General features: G+C 70.2%; 17 protein-coding genes and 1 pseudogene. 6 read left to right on the top strand and 12 right to left on the bottom strand.

Annotated elements, in window-relative coordinates; all coding sequences use genetic code 11:
* Positions 1 to 716: 716 nt before the first annotated feature.
* A pseudogene (locus tag OG867_RS32835) lies at positions 717 to 985 on the top strand (IS5/IS1182 family transposase); the annotation flags it as partial.
* Here the strand turns inward: OG867_RS32835 and OG867_RS32830 are convergent.
* Positions 970 to 1485 carry a dienelactone hydrolase family protein gene (locus OG867_RS32830; RefSeq protein WP_406291357.1) on the bottom strand — a complete coding sequence of 172 codons (516 nt, stop codon included), beginning with the start codon at positions 1483 to 1485 and terminating at the stop codon, positions 970 to 972. The pseudogene OG867_RS32835 and the gene OG867_RS32830 overlap by 16 nt on opposite strands.
* A 238-nt stretch (positions 1486 to 1723) precedes the next feature.
* Between OG867_RS32830 and OG867_RS32825 the strand changes: the two genes are divergently transcribed.
* Entirely contained in the window at positions 1724 to 2395 is a 672-nt protein-coding gene (locus tag OG867_RS32825) for a hypothetical protein (RefSeq protein ID WP_406291355.1), read from the top strand.
* 335 nt (positions 2396 to 2730) lie between these two features.
* Here the strand turns inward: OG867_RS32825 and OG867_RS32820 are convergent, their stop codons facing one another.
* Entirely contained in the window at positions 2731 to 3081 is a 351-nt protein-coding gene (locus OG867_RS32820) for an ArsR family transcriptional regulator (RefSeq protein WP_328904752.1), read from the bottom strand.
* 116 nt (positions 3082 to 3197) lie between these two features.
* On the opposite strand from OG867_RS32820, the gene OG867_RS32815 reads away from it, so the two are divergent.
* Together OG867_RS32815 and OG867_RS32810 are read left to right on the top strand one after the other, a co-directional pair.
* Entirely contained in the window at positions 3198 to 4409 is a 1212-nt protein-coding gene (locus tag OG867_RS32815) for an MFS transporter (RefSeq protein WP_331720451.1), read from the top strand.
* Between the two features lie 208 nt (positions 4410 to 4617).
* Positions 4618 to 5148 (top strand): hypothetical protein, encoded by a 531-nt coding sequence (locus OG867_RS32810; protein ID WP_331720461.1) that lies wholly within the window; start codon positions 4618 to 4620, stop codon positions 5146 to 5148.
* A 27-nt stretch (positions 5149 to 5175) separates the two neighbouring features.
* Here OG867_RS32810 and OG867_RS32805 read toward each other — a convergent pair whose 3' ends face one another.
* The 6 genes from OG867_RS32805 to OG867_RS32780 all read right to left on the bottom strand — a co-directional run bounded on the left by OG867_RS32805 (position 5176) and on the right by OG867_RS32780 (position 12143).
* A complete protein-coding gene (locus OG867_RS32805; RefSeq protein ID WP_406291353.1) occupies positions 5176 to 6072 on the bottom strand; it encodes a ParB/RepB/Spo0J family partition protein in 897 nt (298 codons plus the stop codon).
* The gene (locus OG867_RS32800) at positions 6069 to 7307 is read right to left on the bottom strand and encodes a ParA family protein (protein ID WP_331720450.1); all 1239 of its coding nucleotides are present in this window, start codon (positions 7305 to 7307) and stop codon (positions 6069 to 6071) included. Before OG867_RS32800 ends, OG867_RS32805 begins: the two co-directional genes overlap by 4 nt.
* A gap of 210 nt (positions 7308 to 7517) precedes the next feature.
* Positions 7518 to 7901 carry a DUF6009 family protein gene (locus tag OG867_RS32795; RefSeq protein WP_328904748.1) on the bottom strand — a complete coding sequence of 128 codons (384 nt, stop codon included), beginning with the start codon at positions 7899 to 7901 and terminating at the stop codon, positions 7518 to 7520.
* Between the two features lie 123 nt (positions 7902 to 8024).
* Positions 8025 to 9563 carry a phage/plasmid primase, P4 family gene (locus OG867_RS32790; RefSeq protein ID WP_331720449.1) on the bottom strand — a complete coding sequence of 513 codons (1539 nt, stop codon included), beginning with the start codon at positions 9561 to 9563 and terminating at the stop codon, positions 8025 to 8027.
* Positions 9560 to 10585, bottom strand: coding sequence for a bifunctional DNA primase/polymerase (locus tag OG867_RS32785; RefSeq protein ID WP_331720448.1), 1026 nt, complete (start codon positions 10583 to 10585; stop codon positions 9560 to 9562). The genes OG867_RS32790 and OG867_RS32785 overlap by 4 nt, the downstream gene beginning before the upstream one ends.
* Before the next feature lie 691 nt (positions 10586 to 11276).
* Positions 11277 to 12143: an NAD(P)H-binding protein gene (locus OG867_RS32780; protein WP_331720447.1), complete on the bottom strand. Its 867-nt coding sequence runs from the start codon at positions 12141 to 12143 to the stop codon at positions 11277 to 11279.
* A gap of 125 nt (positions 12144 to 12268) precedes the next feature.
* Here OG867_RS32780 and OG867_RS32775 point away from each other — a divergent pair, with 125 nt between their 5' ends.
* Positions 12269 to 12940: a ScbR family autoregulator-binding transcription factor gene (locus tag OG867_RS32775; RefSeq protein WP_328904744.1), complete on the top strand. Its 672-nt coding sequence runs from the start codon at positions 12269 to 12271 to the stop codon at positions 12938 to 12940.
* Positions 12941 to 12971: 31 nt separating this feature from the next.
* On the opposite strand, the gene OG867_RS32770 is transcribed toward OG867_RS32775, so the two are convergent.
* From OG867_RS32770 to OG867_RS32755, 4 genes are all read right to left on the bottom strand, one after another.
* On the bottom strand, positions 12972 to 14438 hold the full coding sequence (locus OG867_RS32770) for an FAD-dependent monooxygenase (RefSeq protein WP_331720446.1): 1467 nt from the start codon (positions 14436 to 14438) through the stop codon (positions 12972 to 12974).
* A 143-nt stretch (positions 14439 to 14581) separates the two neighbouring features.
* Positions 14582 to 14974: a DUF6009 family protein gene (locus OG867_RS32765; protein ID WP_328904742.1), complete on the bottom strand. Its 393-nt coding sequence runs from the start codon at positions 14972 to 14974 to the stop codon at positions 14582 to 14584.
* Complete coding sequence (locus OG867_RS32760) at positions 14971 to 16458, bottom strand: phage/plasmid primase, P4 family (RefSeq protein WP_331720460.1); 1488 nt, start codon at positions 16456 to 16458, stop codon at positions 14971 to 14973. Before OG867_RS32760 ends, OG867_RS32765 begins: the two co-directional genes overlap by 4 nt.
* 17 nt (positions 16459 to 16475) lie before the next feature.
* Complete coding sequence (locus OG867_RS32755; RefSeq protein ID WP_331720459.1) at positions 16476 to 17444, bottom strand: bifunctional DNA primase/polymerase; 969 nt, start codon at positions 17442 to 17444, stop codon at positions 16476 to 16478.
* 682 nt (positions 17445 to 18126) lie between these two features.
* Here OG867_RS32755 and tap point away from each other — a divergent pair.
* Positions 18127 to 20256, top strand: coding sequence for a telomere-associated protein Tap (tap, locus tag OG867_RS32750; protein ID WP_331720458.1), 2130 nt, complete (start codon positions 18127 to 18129; stop codon positions 20254 to 20256).
* The last annotated feature ends 1 nt before the right edge of the window (position 20257 follow it).

Raw genomic sequence — 20257 nt, 5'->3', positions numbered from 1 at the left:
CCTCATCGCTGCGCGATGAGCAAGCGAAGCGCCGCGCTTCGCTTGGCGCGCCCGTCCGCTTCGCTCCAGGGCTACAGATGCCGGCGCGCTTCGCGCCCCGCACCGCGCGAAGCGCGGGCGTTCCCTCTGCTTCGCTCCGTGAACGCAGCGAAGCTGCCTTACTTCGGAATGCTCTGACAGATTGTCGCTTTATGGCAGCGTGTCAGGGGTTCCGCTTCGCTCCACCCCAGCCCGTCCGCTTCGCTCCCGGGCCAGAAGCCCGCTTCGCGAGCGACTTGTCGGAGGATTTGCCTGTTCGCTCCAGGCATCTCCCCGCTCCATGGCGGAAACGCTGTGCTTCATTCTGAATTCTAGATTTACTCGGGAATCCGCTATACCCCATCCGAATCCGCCTGAGAACTCCTCGAAATTGATCTTCGAGATAGTTGGATCACTTAAGGACCAATGATCCGAGAGTCCGAGCTCGCGCGGACAAAACAGTAAGAGGTCGAGGGGCGAGTTTGGCCGCAACCACAACGACATCACTCAGCTCGTCCCGCTCCCGCTCTAGCCGTGCCGCCGGTACAAGGCAGACACAGCTAGGGCGTGTATCGAAAGTGGATCATGAGCCATGAATGATCGTGCTTCATGGCCCGGGGAGATCTCACTGGTGAACAGTGGGCGGTTTTGGAGCCGTTGTTGCCGAAAGGGCGAACGCGGGACGGCCGCCCATCTGACCCGACCGCGTACGGGCCGACAAGGCGTACGCCTCCCGCAAGAACCGCGCCTACCTGGGCCGCCGCAGGATCCGCTGCACCATCCCGGACAAGGCCGACCAGGCGCGTAACCGCAGGAAACTCGGCTCCCTCGGCGGCCGACCGCCGCGCTTCGACCCGGTCGACTACCACGAGCGCCAGTGGTCGAGTGCGGGATCAACCGACTCAAGAGACACCGCGCCATCGCCGCGCACTACGACAAGCTCGCGGTCCGCTACGAGGCGATCGTCCCATCGCAGCCATCACTGCCGGACGGGTTGAGGAAATCCAGCACTCTGCGCCAGGTCAGCTCGGCCGCCGCCGGATCGTGGTCAGGGAGTTCACCGTCGATGTAGAAGTGGCCAACGCCCGGGTAACGGAAGACTTCCACATCGACGCCGGCCTCTCGTGCCGCCTGGCAGAAAGCAGCAACCCGCTCGGGCGGTGCGAAGTCATCCGGCTCAGCGGCGTGCAACTGAACCCGCAGACCGGGGCGAACGGAGACGGGGAGGTCTACGGCTGCGTGCAGGAGGAGAACGCCCGTGGTGGCGGGACGCTCGGGCCAGAGATCGGCCACGACGCTTGCCCCCATGGACACACCAGCAAGTACGGTCTCATCCGGCATCCCCCCAAGAGCCCGCCGAGCATGCTTCACCACCGCTGCCCAACCGATCCGCTCGACCAGGTTGATACCGATCACGAATCCGTCCCGTGCGGCGGCGGACAGAACGTGCTCGCACCAGGTATCCAACCGCGCCGAGAGGTGTGCCGGACTTCCGTCGTCATTCTGCACAAGCCAGACCACTCGGTTCAGGCGAACACCCCGGAAAAACGCGGCCGCTTGCCAACCGCTCTGACTCATAGCCACCGAACCGACCGGCCCCCGCCACCCACTTCGGTAGGAGTTCTCATGGCCGTCCGGCAATGACCAGCTGGGGTACGCCCGGTCTCAGGGGCGTGGGAGCCAGGGCGGCATGATGTCCTCCGTGATGAACAGTACAAACCCTCATCCTGCGCGGATAGCCGGTTACGACGGTGGTCTCTTCACGTACCAGGTCGGGCTCTTGGACGAACCGCTCTTCTGGCTGGGGCACCTCTACTCGTGTGCCCAGAGCGAGGAGGCCGAGGAGCTGCTGTTCGGCGCGGACTATGATGTGGCCGGCGACTTCCAGCGACAGCTCTGGGAGCGGGGCGTGGTCTACCGGACTGTCCCGGACGATGCCGGAACCGACTACCTTCTCCACCACCCCGACTGGGACCAGGCCGAGGTACTGGCCCGGGACGACGGGCACTTCATGGGCCCGGGTTTGTCATGGCCTGAACTCGTGGCAGCTGCGGACAACCTGCGGCCTGGCGGCAGCACCACCGATCCCCACTCCCGTCTGTTGCTCCTGTTGCCTGCGTTCGGCGACGATGCAGTACCCGACGACGCTGTCGACCGTCTGGCGGATGCGCTACGCGCCCGCACAAGCGTGGAAGACCCCGAGACCCTCGCCGCTGCGCTCCTGAAGGACCAAGGGGCACCCGGCCCCGCGCGCTGGACGATAGGCGGAGGCGGATTCTCCGTGAACGACGGCAAGTACTCCTTCCGCAACCCCACCAACCCCTTTGCCTTGCCTGCCGATCGCTTGGCTCAGGTGGCCTCCGCGCTGGCGCCTTGACCTCCACGTCAGGTGGAAAGCAGTTCGTAGAGGTCAACCGTGAGGTCTGCCACTGAAGGACCCTGCTCCCCCCGCTGTTCGGCATCTCAAAAGACCGTGATGCCGCCCCAAACTCTCATCCACGGCCTCCTCCAGGACGTCATTCAGGCTCGTCATGGGTGCGACGCCCGCACGGATCCCCGTCGGTCACCTCGTCAAACGAGGGACGCCCCGGGAGTCGTGCCGGTCGGCCAACAGCTGGATCGTCGTGGGCTCGCCGGGGCCCCGCACGCTGCCTCCTTGTCGCGTCGGTCGCGATTATTACGGCGTAATAATCCGCGGTCGACGTGTCTCCCCTACAGCTCCGGGGTCCAGGCCGCTACCAGGTCGAGGAGGCCGGGGAAGCGGGTGTTGAGGTCGGAGGTGCGAATGTGGCTGCGGCGTTCCAGGCCGTATTGGCGTTGGCGGGTGATGCCGGCTTCGCGTAGGGCCTTGAAGTGGTGGGTGAGGGAGGACTTGGGGCGGTCCAGGTTGAACCAGCCGCAGGGGTGGTCGTACTGGTCCGATTCCAGGAGGAGTTTGCGGACGATCGTCAGGCGTAGGGGGTCGCTGAGCGCCCCCAGGACGGTCTCCAGGCGTAGGTCTTCCACCGCGGGTTCCGGTAGGGGATTCGGGAGCTCACCGGGTGTGGTTGCGGGTGACGGCATGGGTCTTCCCTCTCACATTTCTTGTACGAGTTTCATCGTACTTCATGCTAAGTTCGAGTTCAGTCGTACTGAGGTAGTGGGGAGGAACAGCCGTGTCCGGAACTCGGGTCGGGGTTGTGCGGGGCGCTGTTGGCGGTGCGGAGGCCACGCCGCCGTTGTGGTGGGTGTGGGTGGCCGCTTGGCCAGTGGCCGCCGTGTTCGTGTTGTCCAATGCGGCGACGCCGCTGTACGTGCTGTGGCAACGGGAGATGGGGTTCTCCAAGGGCACGCTGACCGTCGTGTTCGCGTTCTACATCGTCGGGCTGCTGGGCTCGCTCCTGGTGTCCGGGGTGGCCTCCGACCGGCTCGGGCGTAAGCCCGTGCTGTTGCCGGCTCTGGGCCTCGCCCTGGTCGCCTGCGTGGTCTTCGCGACCGCCGCCACCGTGACCTCGCTGATCGTGGCGCGGCTGTTCACCGGGGTCGCCGTCGGGGCCGTCGTCTCGGCCGGTATGGCGGCGGTGACCGACGTGGCAGGGCCCGGGCGGCGGCGCCTCGCCGCCCTGCTCGCCTCCTGCGCGATGGTCTTCGGGGCCGGTCTCGGGCCACTCCTGGCCGGGGTGTTCTCCGAGACGCTGCCCGCGCCCACTGTCACCGTCTTCGTCGTAGAGGCCGTGCTGCTCATGACTGCAGTGGGCGCCGTGGTGCGGATGCCTCTCCGGCGTCCCGTCGGGCCGGTGAAGGGCGCTGTGTGGGTGCGGGTGCCTGGGGTGCCGCGTGGGAATCGTCGTCAGCTCTGGTTGGGAATCGCCGTGTTCGCGCCGGGCATCACCGCGACCTCCTTCGTGCTGTCGCTCGGGCCCTCGCTGCTGTCGGGGCTGCTCGGGACGACCAGCCGGATCGTCGCCGGTGCCATGGCCTTCGCCATGTTCCTCGCCGCCACCGGTGTGCAGTTCGCCGTCCAGCGGCTCTCCCGGCCCGCCATCCTGACCGCAGGGGCCGTCAGCACCGTGCTGAGCATGGTCGCCCTGATCGCCGCCGTACGGGACGCCTCGATAATGGCGCTGATCGCCTCCGCGCTGCTCGCCGGAGCGGGGCAGGGCATGGGGCAGCTCGGCGGTCTGTCGCTGCTCAACTCGAGCGTTCCGCCCGGGCGCCTCGCCGAGGCCAATGCCGCGCTGAACGTGGGCGGTTATGTGCCGGCGGGGCTGCTGCCCGTGTCCGTCGGGTACCTCAGCGACGGCGTGGGGCTGACCGATGCCGCCACGGTGTTCGGTGTCGTCCTAGCGGGGCTCGCGGTCGCGGGTGGTGCGGTGGTGCTTGCCGGGCGATGGCAGGGCGAGGGGGCCTGAGCGCCGGACAGCGCCACAGTATTACGGCGTAATAATGCGGCGGCCCACGGGGCCGGGTGCGTGGATTATTACGGCGTAATACTGCGGGCGGTCCGTAGGAGGAGGCAGGTCTCCCCCGCGCGGGTGAGACGGTGGGGCGGGATCTCGTTCCGGGCCGGGCGGGAGCTCGTACCCGGAGGCGACGACTGTGGGCCGACGTGCCAACAGGATGGTGCACATGACTTCCGCACCGCCTCGCTGGGCAGTCCGCGCCGCCCACCTCTGCGCGCTCGTCACGCTGCCGACCGGCATATGGCGCCTTCTTCTGGCGACGGGCCACACGGCCGGCTACACCGACGCGGGTTACGCGGCGATGGACTTCACCGGTTGGGGTGCGGGTTACGTGCTCGGCCTCAGCGTGCTCAGCGAAGCGGTCGCGCTCCTGACCCTCGGGCTCGTGCGGCCGTGGGGTGAGCTACTCCCCCACTGGATTCCCCTGCTCGGCGGGCGTCCTCTCCCCCGGCTCGCTGTCGTCGTCCCGGCTGCCTTCGGGGCACTGGTGCTGACGGTTCTGTGGACGCCGCTCGTCGCCTGGTGGGCGCTTCCCCACCCCGATCTGACCGCACACGGCAGCGTGGTCGTGGGCCTGCTCTATCTGCCTCTGGTCGCCTGGGGGCCGCTGCTCGGCGCGGTGACCGTCTCGTACCACCGCCGCCGTGTGGGCGGGAGGCAGACTGCGGCTTCGGTTATTACGGCGTAATAATGAGCACCCAGCCCTGTGCGGCGGCTACTTCTCCGCCCTCATCCGCTTCGACTCCTCGATCTTGAAGTCGACGAGCAGCTCCGTGAGCTTGCGGCGGGACGCGACGTCGAGCTCCTCGATGATCAGGCTCGCCAGGGTGTAGGCGTCGGTCGAGGGCAGGCGGGTGGGGGGCTCCGCGGGGGACTGCCGCTTCTGCTTGGGGGTGCGGGGCTTCTGGGGCCTGGTGGCCTTCAGCTGCTGGAGGTGGGCCTCCTGGTCCTCGGCCTTCTTCTTGCCGACCAGACGCAGCGTGGCCGCGGATTCCTCGCCCGACTGGAGCTTCTCCTTGAGTGAGGGGGTCAGGGTCAGCAGCGCGAGGCGCTGGGAGACCCAGCCCTGGGAGCGGTGGAGGCGGGCGGCGAGGGCTTCCTGGGTGCCGTGGATCTTCAGGAGCTGTTCCAGGGCCTTGGCCTCGTCCAGGTGGTTGAGCTCCTGGCGGTGGATGTTGGCGACGAGGGCCGATTCCAGTATCTCGTCGGGGTTGCTGCCCAGCTTGTCGTCCAGCATCACCTTGATCTCGGTGAGGCCGGCTTCGCGGGAGGCGGCGAGGCGGGAGTTGCCGTCGATGACGACGTACTTGGTGCCTGGTTCGAGGTCGTTCTCGCGGCCCGGGTTGCCTTCGAGGTAGGCGAAGCGGCCCATGATGCTGATCGCGGTCTTCTGGCCGTGGTCGCGGAGGCTGTTGCCGAGGTCGGTGAGGTCGCCGAGGTCGGACCTCGGGTTGTCGGGGTTCAGGCTGATGATGTCGACGGAGAGCTCGACCGGGGGCGGGGCGCCCTCGGTGGGGGCGGCGGCGACCTGGTTGATGGCGGCGCGGCGGGCGCTGATGGACTGGGTGTGGCCGAAGGAGGAGCCGGCGCCGAGGCGGGATGCCTTGCTCATGAGATCTCCCGAGCGAGGGCGCGCAGGCCGACGGCCTGGTCGCATCGGGGGGAGTAGGCGAGCAGGGGCTGCTTCACGCGTACGGCTTCCTTCTGTTCCTTGAGGTCGCCGATGACGCCGACGACGCGGGGATCCTTTATGTCCATCCAGGAGTTGAGGGACGAGGTGGCGATGTAGCCGCGGCGGGCGTCGTAGTGGTTGACGACGATGCCGAGGTAGTCGAGTTCGAGATGCATGTCGTCGCGAAGGTCCTCGATCTGGGAGGTGAGGAGTCCGTAGGCGTCGGCGGAGCTGTCCTCGGCCTGGACTACGACGAGTACGCCGGAGTTGCCCGGGGCCTCGCCCTGGCGGCGCCGGCCGTAGTAGGCGGCGGCGTCCATGCTGAGGCCGAGACTCGGCGGGCAGTCGATGATGACGGCGTCGTAGTCGGCCTCGATGGCCGACAGGGCGCGTTCCAGGGCTGCTTCGCGGGCGCGGACCCCGGAGAGCTTGACGTCCAGGAGGAAGGCGTCGGTGCAGGCGGGCAGCAGGTGGAGGCGGTCGCCGAAGCGGGCGTCCTCGATGGGGACGATGAGATCGGCCAGGCTGCCCTTGGCCTCGCCGGCCATGTGCTTGGTGAGGCTGTCGCCCTCGATGGGCAGCGGCTGGTGGCCGAGCTGCTTGGTGAGGTGGCACTGGGGGTCGAAGTCCACGAGGAGGACGCGCAGTCCGAGACCGGGGAGGTCCTCGTAATCGAGGGGCGAGGGGTTCTCGTCCTCGGCGAGGGCGGCCGCGAAGTGCTTGGAGATGCGGACCGGGTGGAGCGCGCCCGGGTCCTCGGCGAGGGCTTCGCCGGTGCCTGCGGCGATGGCGGTCTTGCCGACGCCGCCCTTCTGGTTGCAGGTGATGATGCGCTTCGGGTGCTCGGGGCGTACGACGGTGGGCGCCGGGTTCGTCTCCAGCCACATCATGACGGACTGGGCGAGGCCCTGGATGAGGGAGACGCCCCGGGAGGCGCAGTCGGCGCGGAAGCCGTCCCACTGGCCGTCAGGAAGGAACGTGGCGAAGGACTTGGCGCCGGCGGTGTCGATGGGGGAGAGGTTGGATCCGAGCCGCCGCCATGCCTCGATGCCTGCTTCGACGGCGTGCTGGATGTCGATGGTGTGCTGGGCGGCCCGGATCTTCAGGTCCTGTTGCAGTACCGGGGGCAGCTTGGAGACGACCTTTTCGCGGTCGCCGGGGGAGGGCGAAGTCATGGCAGCCACCTTACTAACCCCAATGATCCTTTTCGGTATCGACGCGTTAGTTCTGGCTGTTTTTTGTTTGAGGGACGCTCAAGAGCCCGGCTCCTGGGGGGTGGGGAGCCGGGCTTGGAGGGCCGGGGGAGGGGGCGTGGGACGGTTATTACGGCGTAATAAGTCGGCGGGGTGGGGGGATTATTACGGCGTAATAATCCCCCCACCCCGTCAGCTGCCGGTCTCCGACGTCGCGGCCAGGCCGCGTTGTGAGCGGGGCGTCTTGTCGCCGACGCGCTTCGGCTCGATGGTGCTCGGGTCGACCGCCTCGCCGGGGGCGCCCTCGTGGTACGGGCCGTCGGGGTCGGCATCACGGTCGTGGGGGAGCAGGAAGAAGACCCGGCGCAGGTGGAGTCCGCTGTCGGGGTCGGCCTCGGTGTGGGGCTCCAGCTCGGTGTAGCCGACCATGCGTCCGTCGCGTTCGTAGCGGGGCTTTCCGCGACGGCGGGTGGTCTTGTCGAGCGCCTGGCGTACGTAGTCGAGATTGTCGGGGTTCTCCAGCCAGACCACGGCGTTCTCGTGGTGGAGGTCGCTCTCGTTCAGCAGCGAGCTCATGGCTGCAGCCCCTTTGTGTGTCGGCCGGCCGGGAGGAGGCCGGGGTGGGTGTGAGCACGTTCCCTGGTGGGGGCACCGTGTTCATGGTAGGCCGGACCGGCGGGTGTGTGCCGGGTGCGTACGTCAGCCAAGGCCGGTCCTGGAGTCTTCGTCGGTGAGGAGTCCCAGGCCGGGGTAGTACTTCTTGCCGCTGGACTTCATCATGTCGGCGGGCGAGGCGAGGGAGAGTTCCTGGCGGACCCTGGTCGCGAACGCGCGGGCCGTGGCGGGACGGATGCCTTCGCCGGCTCCGCACCAGCTGCTGTACGCCGCGTACAGCAGGCCCTGTTCCACGCGGAGGTCCGCGGTGTGGGTGGTGCAGCACTCGGCGAGGAAGCGGCCGATGTGGTCCTCGGTGGTGGCGTAGGCGGCGGTGGCCGAGCGGACCGTGGCGGGGCCGTCGAGCGGGTCGCGGGTCACCAGGTAGAGCTTGGCGCCCTCGATGAGCCACTGCAGGATGCCGGGCCCCTCGCTCTGGACGAGCTCCTTGGCGAGGTTGTCAATCTTGCGGGCTGCGGGAACGACGCGTTCGAACGGGATGAGGCGGATGCGGCGCCAGAACGCGTGACCGCCGGTGCCGACTTCGGGGCGGTGATTGCCCAGCAGCCAGAGCTTGTGGGTGGGATTGAAGCTGAAGAAATCCTGTCGCATGCGGCGTGCCATGATGCGGTCGCCGCCGGTCAGCAGCTTCACCCGGGACTCGTCGAACTTGTCGTTCGGCTTGAGCTCCGAGCAGACGACGATGCGCCGGCCGTGCAGCTCGGTGAGCTCGGTGGAGTGCTCGGAGAACTTGCCCTTCTCCATGAGGAAGCCCGGCGGCGCGGCCTGCGCGTAGTCGCCGAGGATCTGCGTCATCACGTCCAGCAGCACGGACTTGCCGTTCGCGCCGGTCCCGTACAGGAACGGGAGCACCTGCGCGCCGACGTCGCCGGTGATGGAGTAGCCGAGGAGCAGGTGGAGGAAGTGGATCGTCTCCTCGCCCTTGGCGTCGGCGCCGAACGTGTCGTGCAGGAAGCGGTGCCAGCGTGGGGTCGGTGTCTCCTCGGGCGCGACACTCGTGGCCCGGGAGTGCATGTCGCCCTCGGGGTCGGGCTTGCGCAGGTTCCCGGTGTGGAGGTCCACGACGCCGGCCGGGGTGCACAGGGCGTAGGGGTCGCCGTCCAGGACGTCCGGGTCCAGGGCGAGGGCGGGGGATGCCTTCGCCTGCGTGAGCATGGCCTTGATGCCGGGGGTCGACATGGAGCGGCGGCGATGGGCGCGCAGTTCCCGGTCCGTGAACTGGCCGGTGGGATCGGTGGGGGGCATCTGCTCGGCCAGATCGCCCGCCGCCCAGACCGCCGCCTTCTCGCCGCCCGTGCGCTTCCAGCGGTACTGGTCCCAGTGGTACCAGCCCAAGCCCTCGACGTGCCGGAACTGGTCACCGAACATCACGGCGAACAGCTTCGCGTTGCCCCGGTCGGTCAGGAGGGAGGGCAGCCGGCCCTCGGGCGGGGCCGGTTCGCTGACCACGGAGGCGTTCTGCTGGGCGGGCAGGCCGGGAAGGCCGCCCTCGGCTTCGAGGGCGAGCATCTGCTGCGCTGCGGCAGTGGCGTCGAAGCGCGGGCTGCTGTCGGCGCTGCTCATGGGCGTCCTTCGGGATCGAGCGGGCGGGCTGCGCCGGCGGACAGGGCTGAGGCGATGACGGTGAGGCTGTGCCGGTGGCGATGCGGGCGCGCGGCGTCGGCCGCATCGGTGAGCAGGTCCTTGGCGCGGGGTTCGGTGAGGCGCCCGGCGGCGACGAGTCCGCCCGCGGTGTAGGCGGCCCGGTTGAGCTTCTCGGTGAACGCGGTGCCCTCGGTGGCCGCCGCACAGGCCCGGACCTCGGCGAGCAGGGGTTCCAGCACCCGGAGCGCGCGCGCGCCGCCCCGGGCGGCGCGTGTCGCGCGTACGGGGCGGGGCGCGGGGACTCGTACGGGGTCTGGGCCCGGTGTGTGGCCGGTGCGCAGAAGTTCGGCGGCGAGCCAGTCGGGGAGGGGGGCGGGCATGCGGGCCGGGCCGACGGGGGTGTAGGTGCCTGCGCGGGTGCGGGTGGCCGGGGTGACGATGTAGCCGCCAGTGGCCCGGACATCGACCTGCCAGGCCAGGGCGACCTTGGGGCTGGAGCCCACGGACGAGCGGTAGCGCGGTCCGCCGGGTGCGGTGCGGTACCAGATGTGAAGGCCGCCGGACGGAGTGCGGACGCGCAGGGTGGCCTCATCGTCCGCGGGGCTGGGGTGACCGCGCAGGGCGGCGAGGAGCGCGAGGGTGTCGAAGCCGGAGGCCAGGCCGGTGAGATTGACGCTCTCGTGGATCGGGATGCCGGGCAGCAGCCGGTCACGGTGCGGGACTTCGGAACTGTGTGCGTCGATGTCCAGTACGACCAGGCCGGGCGGGCCGCACGAGACGCCGACGCCGAGCGTGGGGTTGACGCCCCACCAGGCGGCCAGGCGTTCCGGGTCGGTGGTCGCGGCGTGGAAGCCATGGCACCACTTGCCGGCGGGCAGGCAGGGGCAGTCCGCCGGGCGGTGGGGGTCCTCGCGGCAGGCCGGGCAGTTGCCCGCGGGAGTCTTGCGGCCGGCGGCCAGGGGGTGGACGGGCCAGCCGTTCGCCGCGCACCAACGGGCCATGTCGAAGGGACTCGTGGGTCCCGCCGCATGCGGGCCACTGGTCTCTCTTTGACGCGGCACGCTGATCGTCCTTGCCGAGGGGCCAACAGGTTGTTCAGTCCTGAACGATTCAGTCCCTTCGGAGAAAGCCCAGGTCAGATCGGTTTTACTGCCAGGCTGAGGGACTGAAGGGACTGAGTTTTCAGATTCGGATCAGAGCCTACAACAGGCGTCCCTCAGTGGGCGGGACTCTTCGTTCCGCGAGTCCCTTCGGTCCCTTCCCCGAGGGCACGTTGCGCGTCCGGGCCGGGCGCGTCGGGCGGATGAGCCCGGCGCCACGGGGAGGGACCGAAGGGGAGGGACTGAACGCGGAACGGAGGGACTGGAAGTTTCGGTCCCTCTTGGGTCCCTCGGATGAAAGTGCAGGTCAGAAGCTTGTGGGGGAAAAACGGAGGGACTGAAGGGACTCAAGGTCAGTAGTTATCAGCGCTTCAGGACCAGAGTAGTAGGTACAAAGGGATATATAGGGTCGTTCTACGCGTGTGCGCATACACACGCACACACAATTGGCTTATAACTACCGACCTTGAGTCCCTTCAGTCCCTTTGGGCCCTGGGTCTTGGAGAACGCAAGCTTCTGACCTGCACTTTCATCCGAGGGACCCAAGAGGGACCGAACGGCGAGGGACTGAACGGACTTCGGTCCCTGCCGCCTAGGTCCTCGCGGTGGGGTCGGGCCGGAACGCGTCCAGGTGGTCGGATGCCCAGTCGAGGAACGTCCGGGCGGGGCGCCCGAGCAGGCCGGGGAGGGTGGGGTCCACGTCCGCCTTGGAGCCGCTGTGCTGCCGTCTGGCGCTCTCCAGGAGGGCGGAGGCGATCTCGGTCGGGTGGCGCGCTTCCAGGGCCGCACGGGCCCGCTGAGGGCTTAGCTCCTCGAAGCGCAGTGGCTCACCGAGGAGCCCGGCGAGCTGGGCCGTCTGTTCGGCGGCCGACAGGGCCTGAGGGCCGGTCAGGGTGTAGGCCCCGCCCGCGTGGTCCCGGTCCCGCCCCGTGAGGGCCAGGGCGGCCACCTCCGCGACGTCCCACGGGTCGACGCAGGCGTTGGCCGAGCTGCCGTACGGGGCGCGTACAACCTGGCCGGAGCGGATCGAGCGGGCCCAGGACAGGGTGTTGGACATGAAGGCGCGGGGGCGCAGCAGGGTCCAGTGGATGCCCGAGGCGCGCAGCAGGTCCTCGTTGTGGCGCTGGCGACGGGTGATCAGGTCGTCGGCGGCCGGGTCGGTGACGGCGGCGGCCGAGAGCTTGACGATGTGCCGGACGCCGGCCGCGCGGGCCGGGTCCAGGAAGCGCGTGTCGTCGTCGCCGTCGGGATTCGTGACCAGGAAGGCGGTGTGGACGTTGTGCAGAGCGTCCGTCAGGGAGGTGGGGTCGGTGAAGTCTCCGTGGACGATCCGGGCGGCCGGAGGGGCGCCGGTGACCCGCTCGGGCTGCCTGGCCATGATGCGTACGGGCAGGTCCGAGGGGAGGCGGCGGAGCACTTCACGGCCGATCGTCCCGGTTGCGCCCGTGACGAGGATCATGGTTTCCCTTTCCTGCCGGACATTTCCCCGACCAGGGCGGAGGGAAGAGGCCGGCCTGTAAGATACGAACTGGACGGTTTATTTATCCCCCCACGTTCGACCATCCCGAGGAGGGAGGAGACACAGTGGCTGAGCAGCTGCGGGCCATCCGTACCCGGCAGACGATTCTTTCGGCAGCGGCCAAGATCTTTGAGGAGCACGGGTACCAAGCGGCCACGATCTCCCAGATCCTCACCGAGGCGGGGGTGACCAAGGGCGCGCTGTACTTCCACTTCCACTCCAAGGAAGACCTGGCCCAGGGCGTTCTCTCCGAGCAGGACCAGCGGATCATCGTGCCGATCCGCGCGTCCAAGGTGCAGGAGGTCGTGGACGTCGTGATGCTCCAGGCGCACCGGCTCCAGACCGACCCGATGGTGCGGGCGGGCGTCCGGCTGACGATGGACCAGCTGACGCAGAACCTCGACCGCAGCGGCCCGTTCCTGCGGTGGGGCGAGGTCGGTCTCGACCTGCTCCAGCAGGCGCAGGCCCAGGGCGAGTTGCTGCCGCACATCTCGCCGCAGGAGACGGCCGAGGTCATGGTGGGCTCCTTCGCCGGCATCCAGTCCATGTCGCAGGCCGTGTGCGAGTACCGCGACCTCGTGGTGCGGGTGTCCGCCCTGATGCGTCATCTGCTGCCCAGTGCGGTGGTGCCGTCCGTGCTGGCCTCGCTCGACCTGTCCGAATTCCGGGGCGCCAAGGTGTACGCGGAGGCCGTGAAGGCTGCCGACCTGCGCGATGTCCTGGAGACGGCGAGCTGAGAGACGCGGGGCGCCCCTTCGTCCGCCGGTCTCACCCGGCCGGGGTGCCCGGGCCGAAGTACGCCGTCAGGGCCTGTCGCAGGCTGCCGTCGCCGGGGACCCAGGCGAGGTAGCCGTCGGGCCGCAGCAGCACCGCTTCGTGCGGCACGCCCGGCGTGGGCCGCACTTCCACGGTCCGCATGACCCCCGCCCACCCCCTGGCCTCCTCCCGGTGGCGGTCCGCCTTCTCGCCGAGGAGCAGCAGGAGCGGCCGCCCGTCGTGCAGTAGGCGGATGACGTCGGTGTCGCCGTCCGGGGTGCTGAGCGCGGTGTTGCCGAGGTATGTCCCCGCGGCCGGTCCGCCCGCGCCGGTGGAGTCGGGCAGGACGGTGTCCTGGGCGCTGATCAGGCCGCTGAGGTGGCCGCTGCCGCTCTCGTCCGCGAGCAGGCCGGTGAACACCGTGCGCAGGGCGTCCGCCTCGGGGCCGGGGCGCATCAGGGCGAGCTGGGCCAGGGTGCCGTCGATCACGCGGCGGGCGAGCGGCCGGCGTTCCGCGTCGTAGCCGCTCAGCAGGGCGGGGCCCGCCGAGCCGCGCACCGCGAGGGCGAGCTTCCAGCTCAGGTTCAGCGCGTCGAGCACGCCGGTGCTCAGACCCTGGCCGCCGATGGGGAAGTGGACGTGCGCGGCGTCCCCTACCAGGAAGACCCGCCCCTGGACGAAGGTGCGGGCCAGGCGGGCGTAGTCGCTGAAGCGACTCAGCCAGTGCGGGGAGCGCATCGCGATGTCGCGGCCCGCGATGTGGGCCACCTCGCGGTGCAGCTCCTCCAGCGTGACGGGCCGTTGCCGGTCCGGGTGGGCACCGTCGCAGTTGAGCGTCCGCAGGTGCGTGCGGTCCCCGTCGTGCTTGGCGACGATCCAGCCGCGCGGGGTGCGGTGCCAGCCCTTGGGCAGGGCTCCCGGATCGGCCAGTGTCACGGTCCCCATCAGCGCGGACACCGTCGCCGGAAAGGTGTCCGACTCGATGCCCGCCCGGGTGCGGACCGTGCTGCGGGCGCCGTCCGCACCGACCAGGTACCCGGCGCGGAAGTGTTCCGGCCCCTCGGGGCCCTCGGCCTCGACCCGTACGCCGTCCGCGTCCTGGACGGCGTCGGTGAGGCGGTGGCCGCGCAGGATACGGGCCCCGGCGGCGCGCGCCCTGGCCTCCAGGTGGCGTTCCAGGGTGGCCTGGGCGCACTTGAGGACCGGTTCCGGTTCGTCCGGGGGAGCGGCGATGGTCAGGCCCGGGAGCCCCGCGAAGTGGAAGGCGCTGGTGGCGGGTTCGACCGCGTACGAGGGCGGGGTCGAACCAGGGAGGTGGCCGCGGCGGGCCAGGGACTGCACCGCCCGGGCGTGCAGCGTGGTCGCCTTGGGCTGGTCGGAGACCTCGGTCCTGGGTTCGAGCAGTACGGTGTCGACGCCGTACGCCGCGAGTTCGGCCGCCACGAGCATGCCGACGGGGCCTCCGCCTGCGACGAGCACGTGGGCTTGGATGAGACGTTCCCCCTGCACGGCGGTGCCCTTCCTGTCCGCGGTTGTCCCCCGACGCACAGAAATATACCGGACGTGCTGTTTCTTAACCATCCTGGCCCGGATCCGGACCGAAAACCGCCGTGGGCGTACCGCTATGGCTGAAGTTCCCGGGCGGCCGCCGAGGACCTCGGGCCGCCCTCCGAGCGCTCGGTCTTGTGCCCCTTGCTGCCCGGGGCAAGCGTGCGTACGTCCACGGCCTCGGCCGGAGCGCCCCGCGCGTACAGACCGTCGGGTTCGGTGTCCCGGTCGTGGGGGAGCAGCCAGAACACCCGGCGCCGGAAGGTGCCCGAGGAGCGTGACGGCTTGGCCTTCGGGCCGAGGAGGGCGTAGCCGACCATTCTTCCGTCGCGGTGGTAGGCGGGTTTGCCCCGGCGGGTCGGGAGGCGGTCCAGGCTCTGGCGGACGTAGTCGAGCACGGTGATGTCCTCAAGCCACACGAGGTCGACCTCGTGGACGATCTCGTCTTCTGCGATGAGGGCGCTCATACTGTCTCCTCGTCCGCGAGCAGGCCGATGCCCGGGTAGTACTTGCGCTGGTTGGAAAAGATCATTTCCTTCGGTGATGCCAGCCCCACCACTTCGCGGATGTGCGCCGCGAAGGCTCGCGACGAAATCGCCGGAACGCCCTCATTCTGGCACCAGCGCTTGTACGCCGCGTAGAGCTGGGCCTGTTCGGCCCGGAGCCCGGCGTCGAGCCGGCAGGTCTCGCCGACGAACCGCCCGGTGTGGTCCTCGGTCTCCGCGTACACGGTCGTCGCGATCCGCACGCGCTCGGGCCCCGAGAGGTCCTTGTCGCCGCCCAGGTAGCGGCGGGCGCCCTCGATCAGCCAGTTGAGGATGCCCGGGCCCTCCTGGGTGACCAGGATGTCCGCCAGGTTGTCGATCTTGCGGTGGTCCGAGACGACGCGTTCGAACGGGATGAGGCGCATGCGCCGCCAGAACGCGAAGCCGCCCGTGCCGACTTCGGGGCGGTGGTTGCCCAGCAGCCACATCTTGTGGGTCGGTTCGAAGCTGAAGAAGTCCTGTCTCATCCGGCGGGCCTTGATCCGGTCCCCGCCGGTCAGCAGCTTGACCCGGGCCTCGTCGAAGCGGTCGCCCGGCTTGACCTCGCTGCACACGATGACCCGCCGGCCGTGCAGTTCGGCGAGGTCCGTGGGGTGGCCCTCGTACGGGCGTGACATCAGGAAGCCGGGCGGCGCCGCGTCCGCGTAGTCCCGCAGGAGTTTCATCAGGACGTCCAGCAGCACCGACTTGCCGTTCTTGCCGGAGCCGAACAGGAACGGCATCACCTGGCCGCCGACGTCACCGGTGATGGAGTAGCCGAGCAGCAGCTGGAGGAAGGAGATCATCTCCTCGCCGTCCGGGCCCTCGCCGAAGGTGTCGGCCAGGAAGCGGTCCCAGCGCGGTGTCGGCATCGCCTGGGGGGCCGCCGAGGTGGAGCGGGAGTGGAAGTCCTTGGTGGGCTCGGCGGGGCGGATGAAGCCGGTACGCAGGTCCACCACGCCCGCCGGAGTGCACAGGGCGTACGGATCGGCGTCCAGGAGCGCCGCGTTGAGGACCATGCCCGGCGCGGACCTGGCCTGGGTCAGCATCGCGTTCATCCCGCTCGTGCTGAGCGTGCGCCGCCGGTGCTGCTGGAGCGCGACGGGGGTGAAGACGCCGCGCGGGTCGGTGGTGGCGAGGGATTCCGCCAGGTCGCCCGCCGACCACATCACGGTGTCGTCCTCGTCGAACTGCCAGCGGGTGCCGTCCCAGCGGAACCAGCCGATGCCGGGCACATGCCGGTAGTCGTTGCGGTAGAGCCGGACGAACAGCTTGGCGTTGCCCCGGTCGGTGAGGGTGTCGGGCAGCAGCCCGTCCGACGTGGCGTACGGCGTGGAGGCGTCGTCGCGCTGCCGGGGCTGCGGTACGGGCTGGGCGAGGATCTGCGCGGCCACGGCCCGTACGTCGAAGGAGGGCGAGGGCAGCACTCTGTCCTGGTCCGCACTCACGCGCGCCCCCCGAGGGCCAGCGGCCGCAGCCGTCCCGCGCCCAGCCCGCCCCGGATGATGGCGAGGCTCCGCCGCTCCTGGTCCGGGCGAGCCAGACCGGCGGCCTCCCGCAGCGCCCGTACGGCGTCGTCCTCGGAGACGTGCCCGGCGGCGACGAGACCGCCCGCCGTGTACGCGGCCCGGTTCAGCTTCTCGGAGAACGCGGCGCCCTCCGGGACGGACGCGCAGGCGGCGACCTCGGCAAGAAGGCCCGTCAGCAGGCGCTCGCCCGGCGCGTCGGATCTGCCGCCCGCCGCGAGCACCGCCTGCCGGGCCCGGGGCGGCACGGGTCTGGGCCCCGGCGCGGGGGTGGCGGGCAGGTGGCCGGTGCGCTGGAGCTCCCGGGCGAGCCAGGCGGGCAGTGGGGCGGGGGTGCGTACGGCTCCGACCGGGCGGTAGGCCCCGGCCTCGGTGACGGTGCCGGGCGCGACGATGTACCCGCCGTGCGCCCGGACGTCGACCTGCCAGGCGAGGGCCCGGCCGCCGCTCGAACCGGCCGAGCACTGCCAGCGGTGGCCGCCGTCGTTGCGGTACCAGACGTGCATGCCGCCCGACGGGGTGCGGACCCGGAGCGTGGACGCGTCGTCCGCGGGGCTGGTGGCGCCGCGCAGGGCGGCCAGCAGCCCCAGGGTGTGGAAGCCGCTGGCCAGGCCGGTCAGGTCGATCCCGGTGGCTATCCCCACGCCCGGCAACAGGCGTTCCCGGCGCGGGAGTTCGCGGGCGTGTGCGTCGATGTCGATGACGACGAGGCCCGCCGGGCCGGTGGCCACACCGACCCCGAGGTCCGGGCGGACGCCCCACCACTGCCCGATCCGGTCGAGGTCGAGCGTCGCGGCGTGGAACCCGTGGCACCAGTGGCCCGCACGCAGACAGCCGCACCGGGCGCGGTCGTGGTCCGGGCGGCGGCACGCCTCGCAGTTGGCCACCGGTGTCTTGCGGCCCGGCGCAAGGGGATGAACCGGCCACCCCTGGCGCGCACACCACCACGCTGTCGTCAGAGGCTGCGCGGCGACCGGCTCAGACCCCGTGAACTGCCGTGAGTCGCCGCGCGAGACCCGCAGTTCAGCTGCCATTCACTTCCCCCATCAGCGACTGAAGCGACTCAACTCGCAAAATCAGATTAGCGAAACCCCCGGGGAAGAAGAGGTCCATGCGGCAGAACGGATGGACCCGCCTAAAGGTGCCCCGAGCTACTGATGACCGGACCGCGCACGGTCCCCGGTCGCTCGGTCGCTCCGTGCGGCGTCCGTGAACCCCCAGGTCATCGCCGTACGGTCGACGGAAAAGCGACTGAAGCGACCGAAGCTCTCCATATATGACGCACACGCGCGCACACGCCAATGGCCGCATATATCTGACCCATGGGTCGCTTCGGTCGCTCTGCGACCCGGTCGGGCGCGTGACCTGCGGTTCCCTTTCCGGAGCTCCAGCTACCGAGCGGACCCCCGGTCGCTCCGGTCCGGTCGCCGGATGTGGGAAAACAGTCCGGTCGTCTCCAGCCGGGCTGAACCCCAGCTCCAGTGACACCGACCCGGCATGCGCAATCCGTGTGACATCCATGAGTGTTCCGGTGAGTGGTTCGATAGGGTGGTGCACGAGGTGATCGTTTTGTCCCAAGAGGAGCAGCTGCTGTTCAGCGCGGTCGACGCGCTGCTGGAGCAGATCGCGCAGGACCCGCTGCCGCCGCCGGCCGAACGCAAGCGGCTGCGCGAGGCCGCCGGGTTGAGCCAGGACCAGGTCGCGAAGGCGCTGAAGAGCCGCCGCGAGTCGGTCGGCAACTGGGAGTCCGGGCGCAGCGAGCCCCGGCCGCCCAAGCGCGCCGCGTACGCCCGGTTGCTGGAGGGGCTTGCCGCGCGGTATCCGGAGGAGGAGACGGCCGAGCCGGTCGCGGAGGCCGCCGAGGCCGCCGCACCCGCTGTCGAGGAGCCCGCCGAAGCCGCGCCCGCCGAAAACGAATCCGTCGTCGTCGCACCCGCCGGCCCCGTCCCCGTACCTCGCACGCCCAGGAGCGGCGCCTCTCCGTACGAGCACGGGCCGCTTGCCGTTGTCGACGCGGACGGCGGTGAGGTGGTCGCCTACTGCGTGGGTGGGCTGGTGCTCGACGTGCCCGCCAAGTCGCTGCCCGCCCTGGTCGAATGGGCCCTCGGTGAGGCGCACCTCGGTGCCGAGCGGCTGCACCCCAGCGGGCAGGACGCCGATCCGCTGCTCGTCCTCACCGAGGCGGCGTGCGAGCGCTTCGGGCTGCCCGTACGACTGTCGCGGGAGGAGGGCCTGGCCGGGAGGTTGCCGGAGGACCACAAGGTGCTCAAGCAGCTGGCGCGGGCGGAGTGGAAGCTGACCCGGCGCGGGTTCGGTCCGTGGGCCCGGATCTACCGGCCCGCGCGTGGTTCGCGCCGCAGCTGCGTCCAGCTCTGCGTCCCGGCCTGGAACGCGCTCGACGTCCGCCACTGGAACGGCGCCTCGCAGCTCCCGCCGGCCGAACTCGTACGGCTGCTGGGAACGTACGCGTCGCGCGTGATGACGCCCCGGGGCTCCACCGCCGTCACCGGGCTCGAACTCATGACCTCGCTGCACCCGCCGACCCGGGCGAGCGCGCCCGACGCGGACGGCAAGCGGCACAGCGAGCGCAACCCCGGCTCACTGGGCTCCGAGCCCGTCGAGTGCGCCCCCTGTGAGGCCCCCGACGGGCACCCGCTCCTCGCGGACCTGCCCCGCTTCCACCAGCGCGGCCCGGCCGAGATGCTGTTCGAGGAGGCGTACGACTGGGCGCGGCCCCTCACCGACGACGAGTGCCTGAGGCGCCATCTGGTCGGCATCGACGTCAACCTCGCCTTCGGCGCGGCCGCCAACGGGGCGGTCGTCGGCCTGGGGGCGCCCGAGTACGTGAACAGCCCGACGTTCGACCCGGCGCTGCCCGGCTCCTGGCTGGTGGACCTGTCGCACGTCGACCCGTCGCACGTGGTGATCGGCAAGGAGTGGCGGCGGATCGACGGGGACCTGCTGCCCAGCCCCTTCACTCCGAAGGGCGACCGCCCGGAGGGCCTCGCCTGGTACGCGACGCCGACCGTGGCGTACGCGGTGGAGCTCGGCTACGAGGTGACGCCCGTCGAGGCGTGGGTGCGCCCGGCCAACGGGCGCTACCTGGACGGCTGGTACAAGCGGCTGCGCGACGCGTACGTGGCGACCATGGCGGACCTGGGCGTGGGGGACGGGCTGGCGCCCGACGCGTTCCTGGCGGCGATGGAGGGGTACCGGGACCGTGATCCTCAGCTGGCGGTCGTGCTGTCGGCGGTCAAGGCGACGGTCAAGGGCGGCATCGGCAAGCTGAGGGAGCGGCCGCGCGGCGGCGGGTGGCGGCCCGGCAAGCCGTGGCCCGCGCTGAGCCGGCCGACCTGGCGCCCCGACATCCGGGCCGCCGTCATCTCGCGGGCCCGGATCAACATGCACCGCAAGATGGTCCGGATGGCGGCCGCGACGGGCCAGTACCCGGTCGCCGTGCTCTCGGACTGCGCGGTGTACGCCTCCGACGGGCCCTCGCCGCTGGACTTCCTGCCGTACCGGGACGGCAAACCGCTGCCCGGGGGCTTCCGGCTCGGGGTCAGCCCGGGAATGGTGAAGCACGAGGGCTCGCAGACCACGCTGTGGGCGGAGGCGGTCCGGGAGGAGTACGGTCCTGAACTCAACCTGGCCCGGTACATCAAGGACGGCGCAGTCACCGCCAAGGACGACGGAGAGTAGG

It is taken from the genome of Streptomyces sp. NBC_00209 (genome assembly GCF_045206345.1).
In the GTDB taxonomy this organism is placed as follows: Bacteria; Actinomycetota; Actinomycetes; order Streptomycetales; family Streptomycetaceae; genus Streptomyces.
This window is presented reverse-complemented; position numbering and strand designations above follow the sequence as displayed.

Excerpts from the sequence above, each read along its gene's own strand:
- OG867_RS32825 (WP_406291355.1), top strand. The coding sequence starts at position 1,724 with ATGAACAGTACAAACCCTCATCCTGCGCGGATAGCCGGTTACGACGGT.
- OG867_RS32820 (WP_328904752.1), bottom strand. The coding sequence starts at position 3,081 with ATGCCGTCACCCGCAACCACACCCGGTGAGCTCCCGAATCCCCTACCG.
- OG867_RS32810 (WP_331720461.1), top strand. The coding sequence starts at position 4,618 with ATGGTGCACATGACTTCCGCACCGCCTCGCTGGGCAGTCCGCGCCGCC.
- OG867_RS32805 (WP_406291353.1), bottom strand. The coding sequence starts at position 6,072 with ATGAGCAAGGCATCCCGCCTCGGCGCCGGCTCCTCCTTCGGCCACACC.
- OG867_RS32800 (WP_331720450.1), bottom strand. The coding sequence starts at position 7,307 with ATGACTTCGCCCTCCCCCGGCGACCGCGAAAAGGTCGTCTCCAAGCTG.
- OG867_RS32795 (WP_328904748.1), bottom strand. The coding sequence starts at position 7,901 with ATGAGCTCGCTGCTGAACGAGAGCGACCTCCACCACGAGAACGCCGTG.
- OG867_RS32790 (WP_331720449.1), bottom strand. The coding sequence starts at position 9,563 with ATGAGCAGCGCCGACAGCAGCCCGCGCTTCGACGCCACTGCCGCAGCG.
- OG867_RS32785 (WP_331720448.1), bottom strand. The coding sequence starts at position 10,585 with ATGGCCCGTTGGTGCGCGGCGAACGGCTGGCCCGTCCACCCCCTGGCC.
- OG867_RS32780 (WP_331720447.1), bottom strand. The coding sequence starts at position 12,143 with ATGATCCTCGTCACGGGCGCAACCGGGACGATCGGCCGTGAAGTGCTC.
- OG867_RS32765 (WP_328904742.1), bottom strand. The coding sequence starts at position 14,974 with ATGAGCGCCCTCATCGCAGAAGACGAGATCGTCCACGAGGTCGACCTC.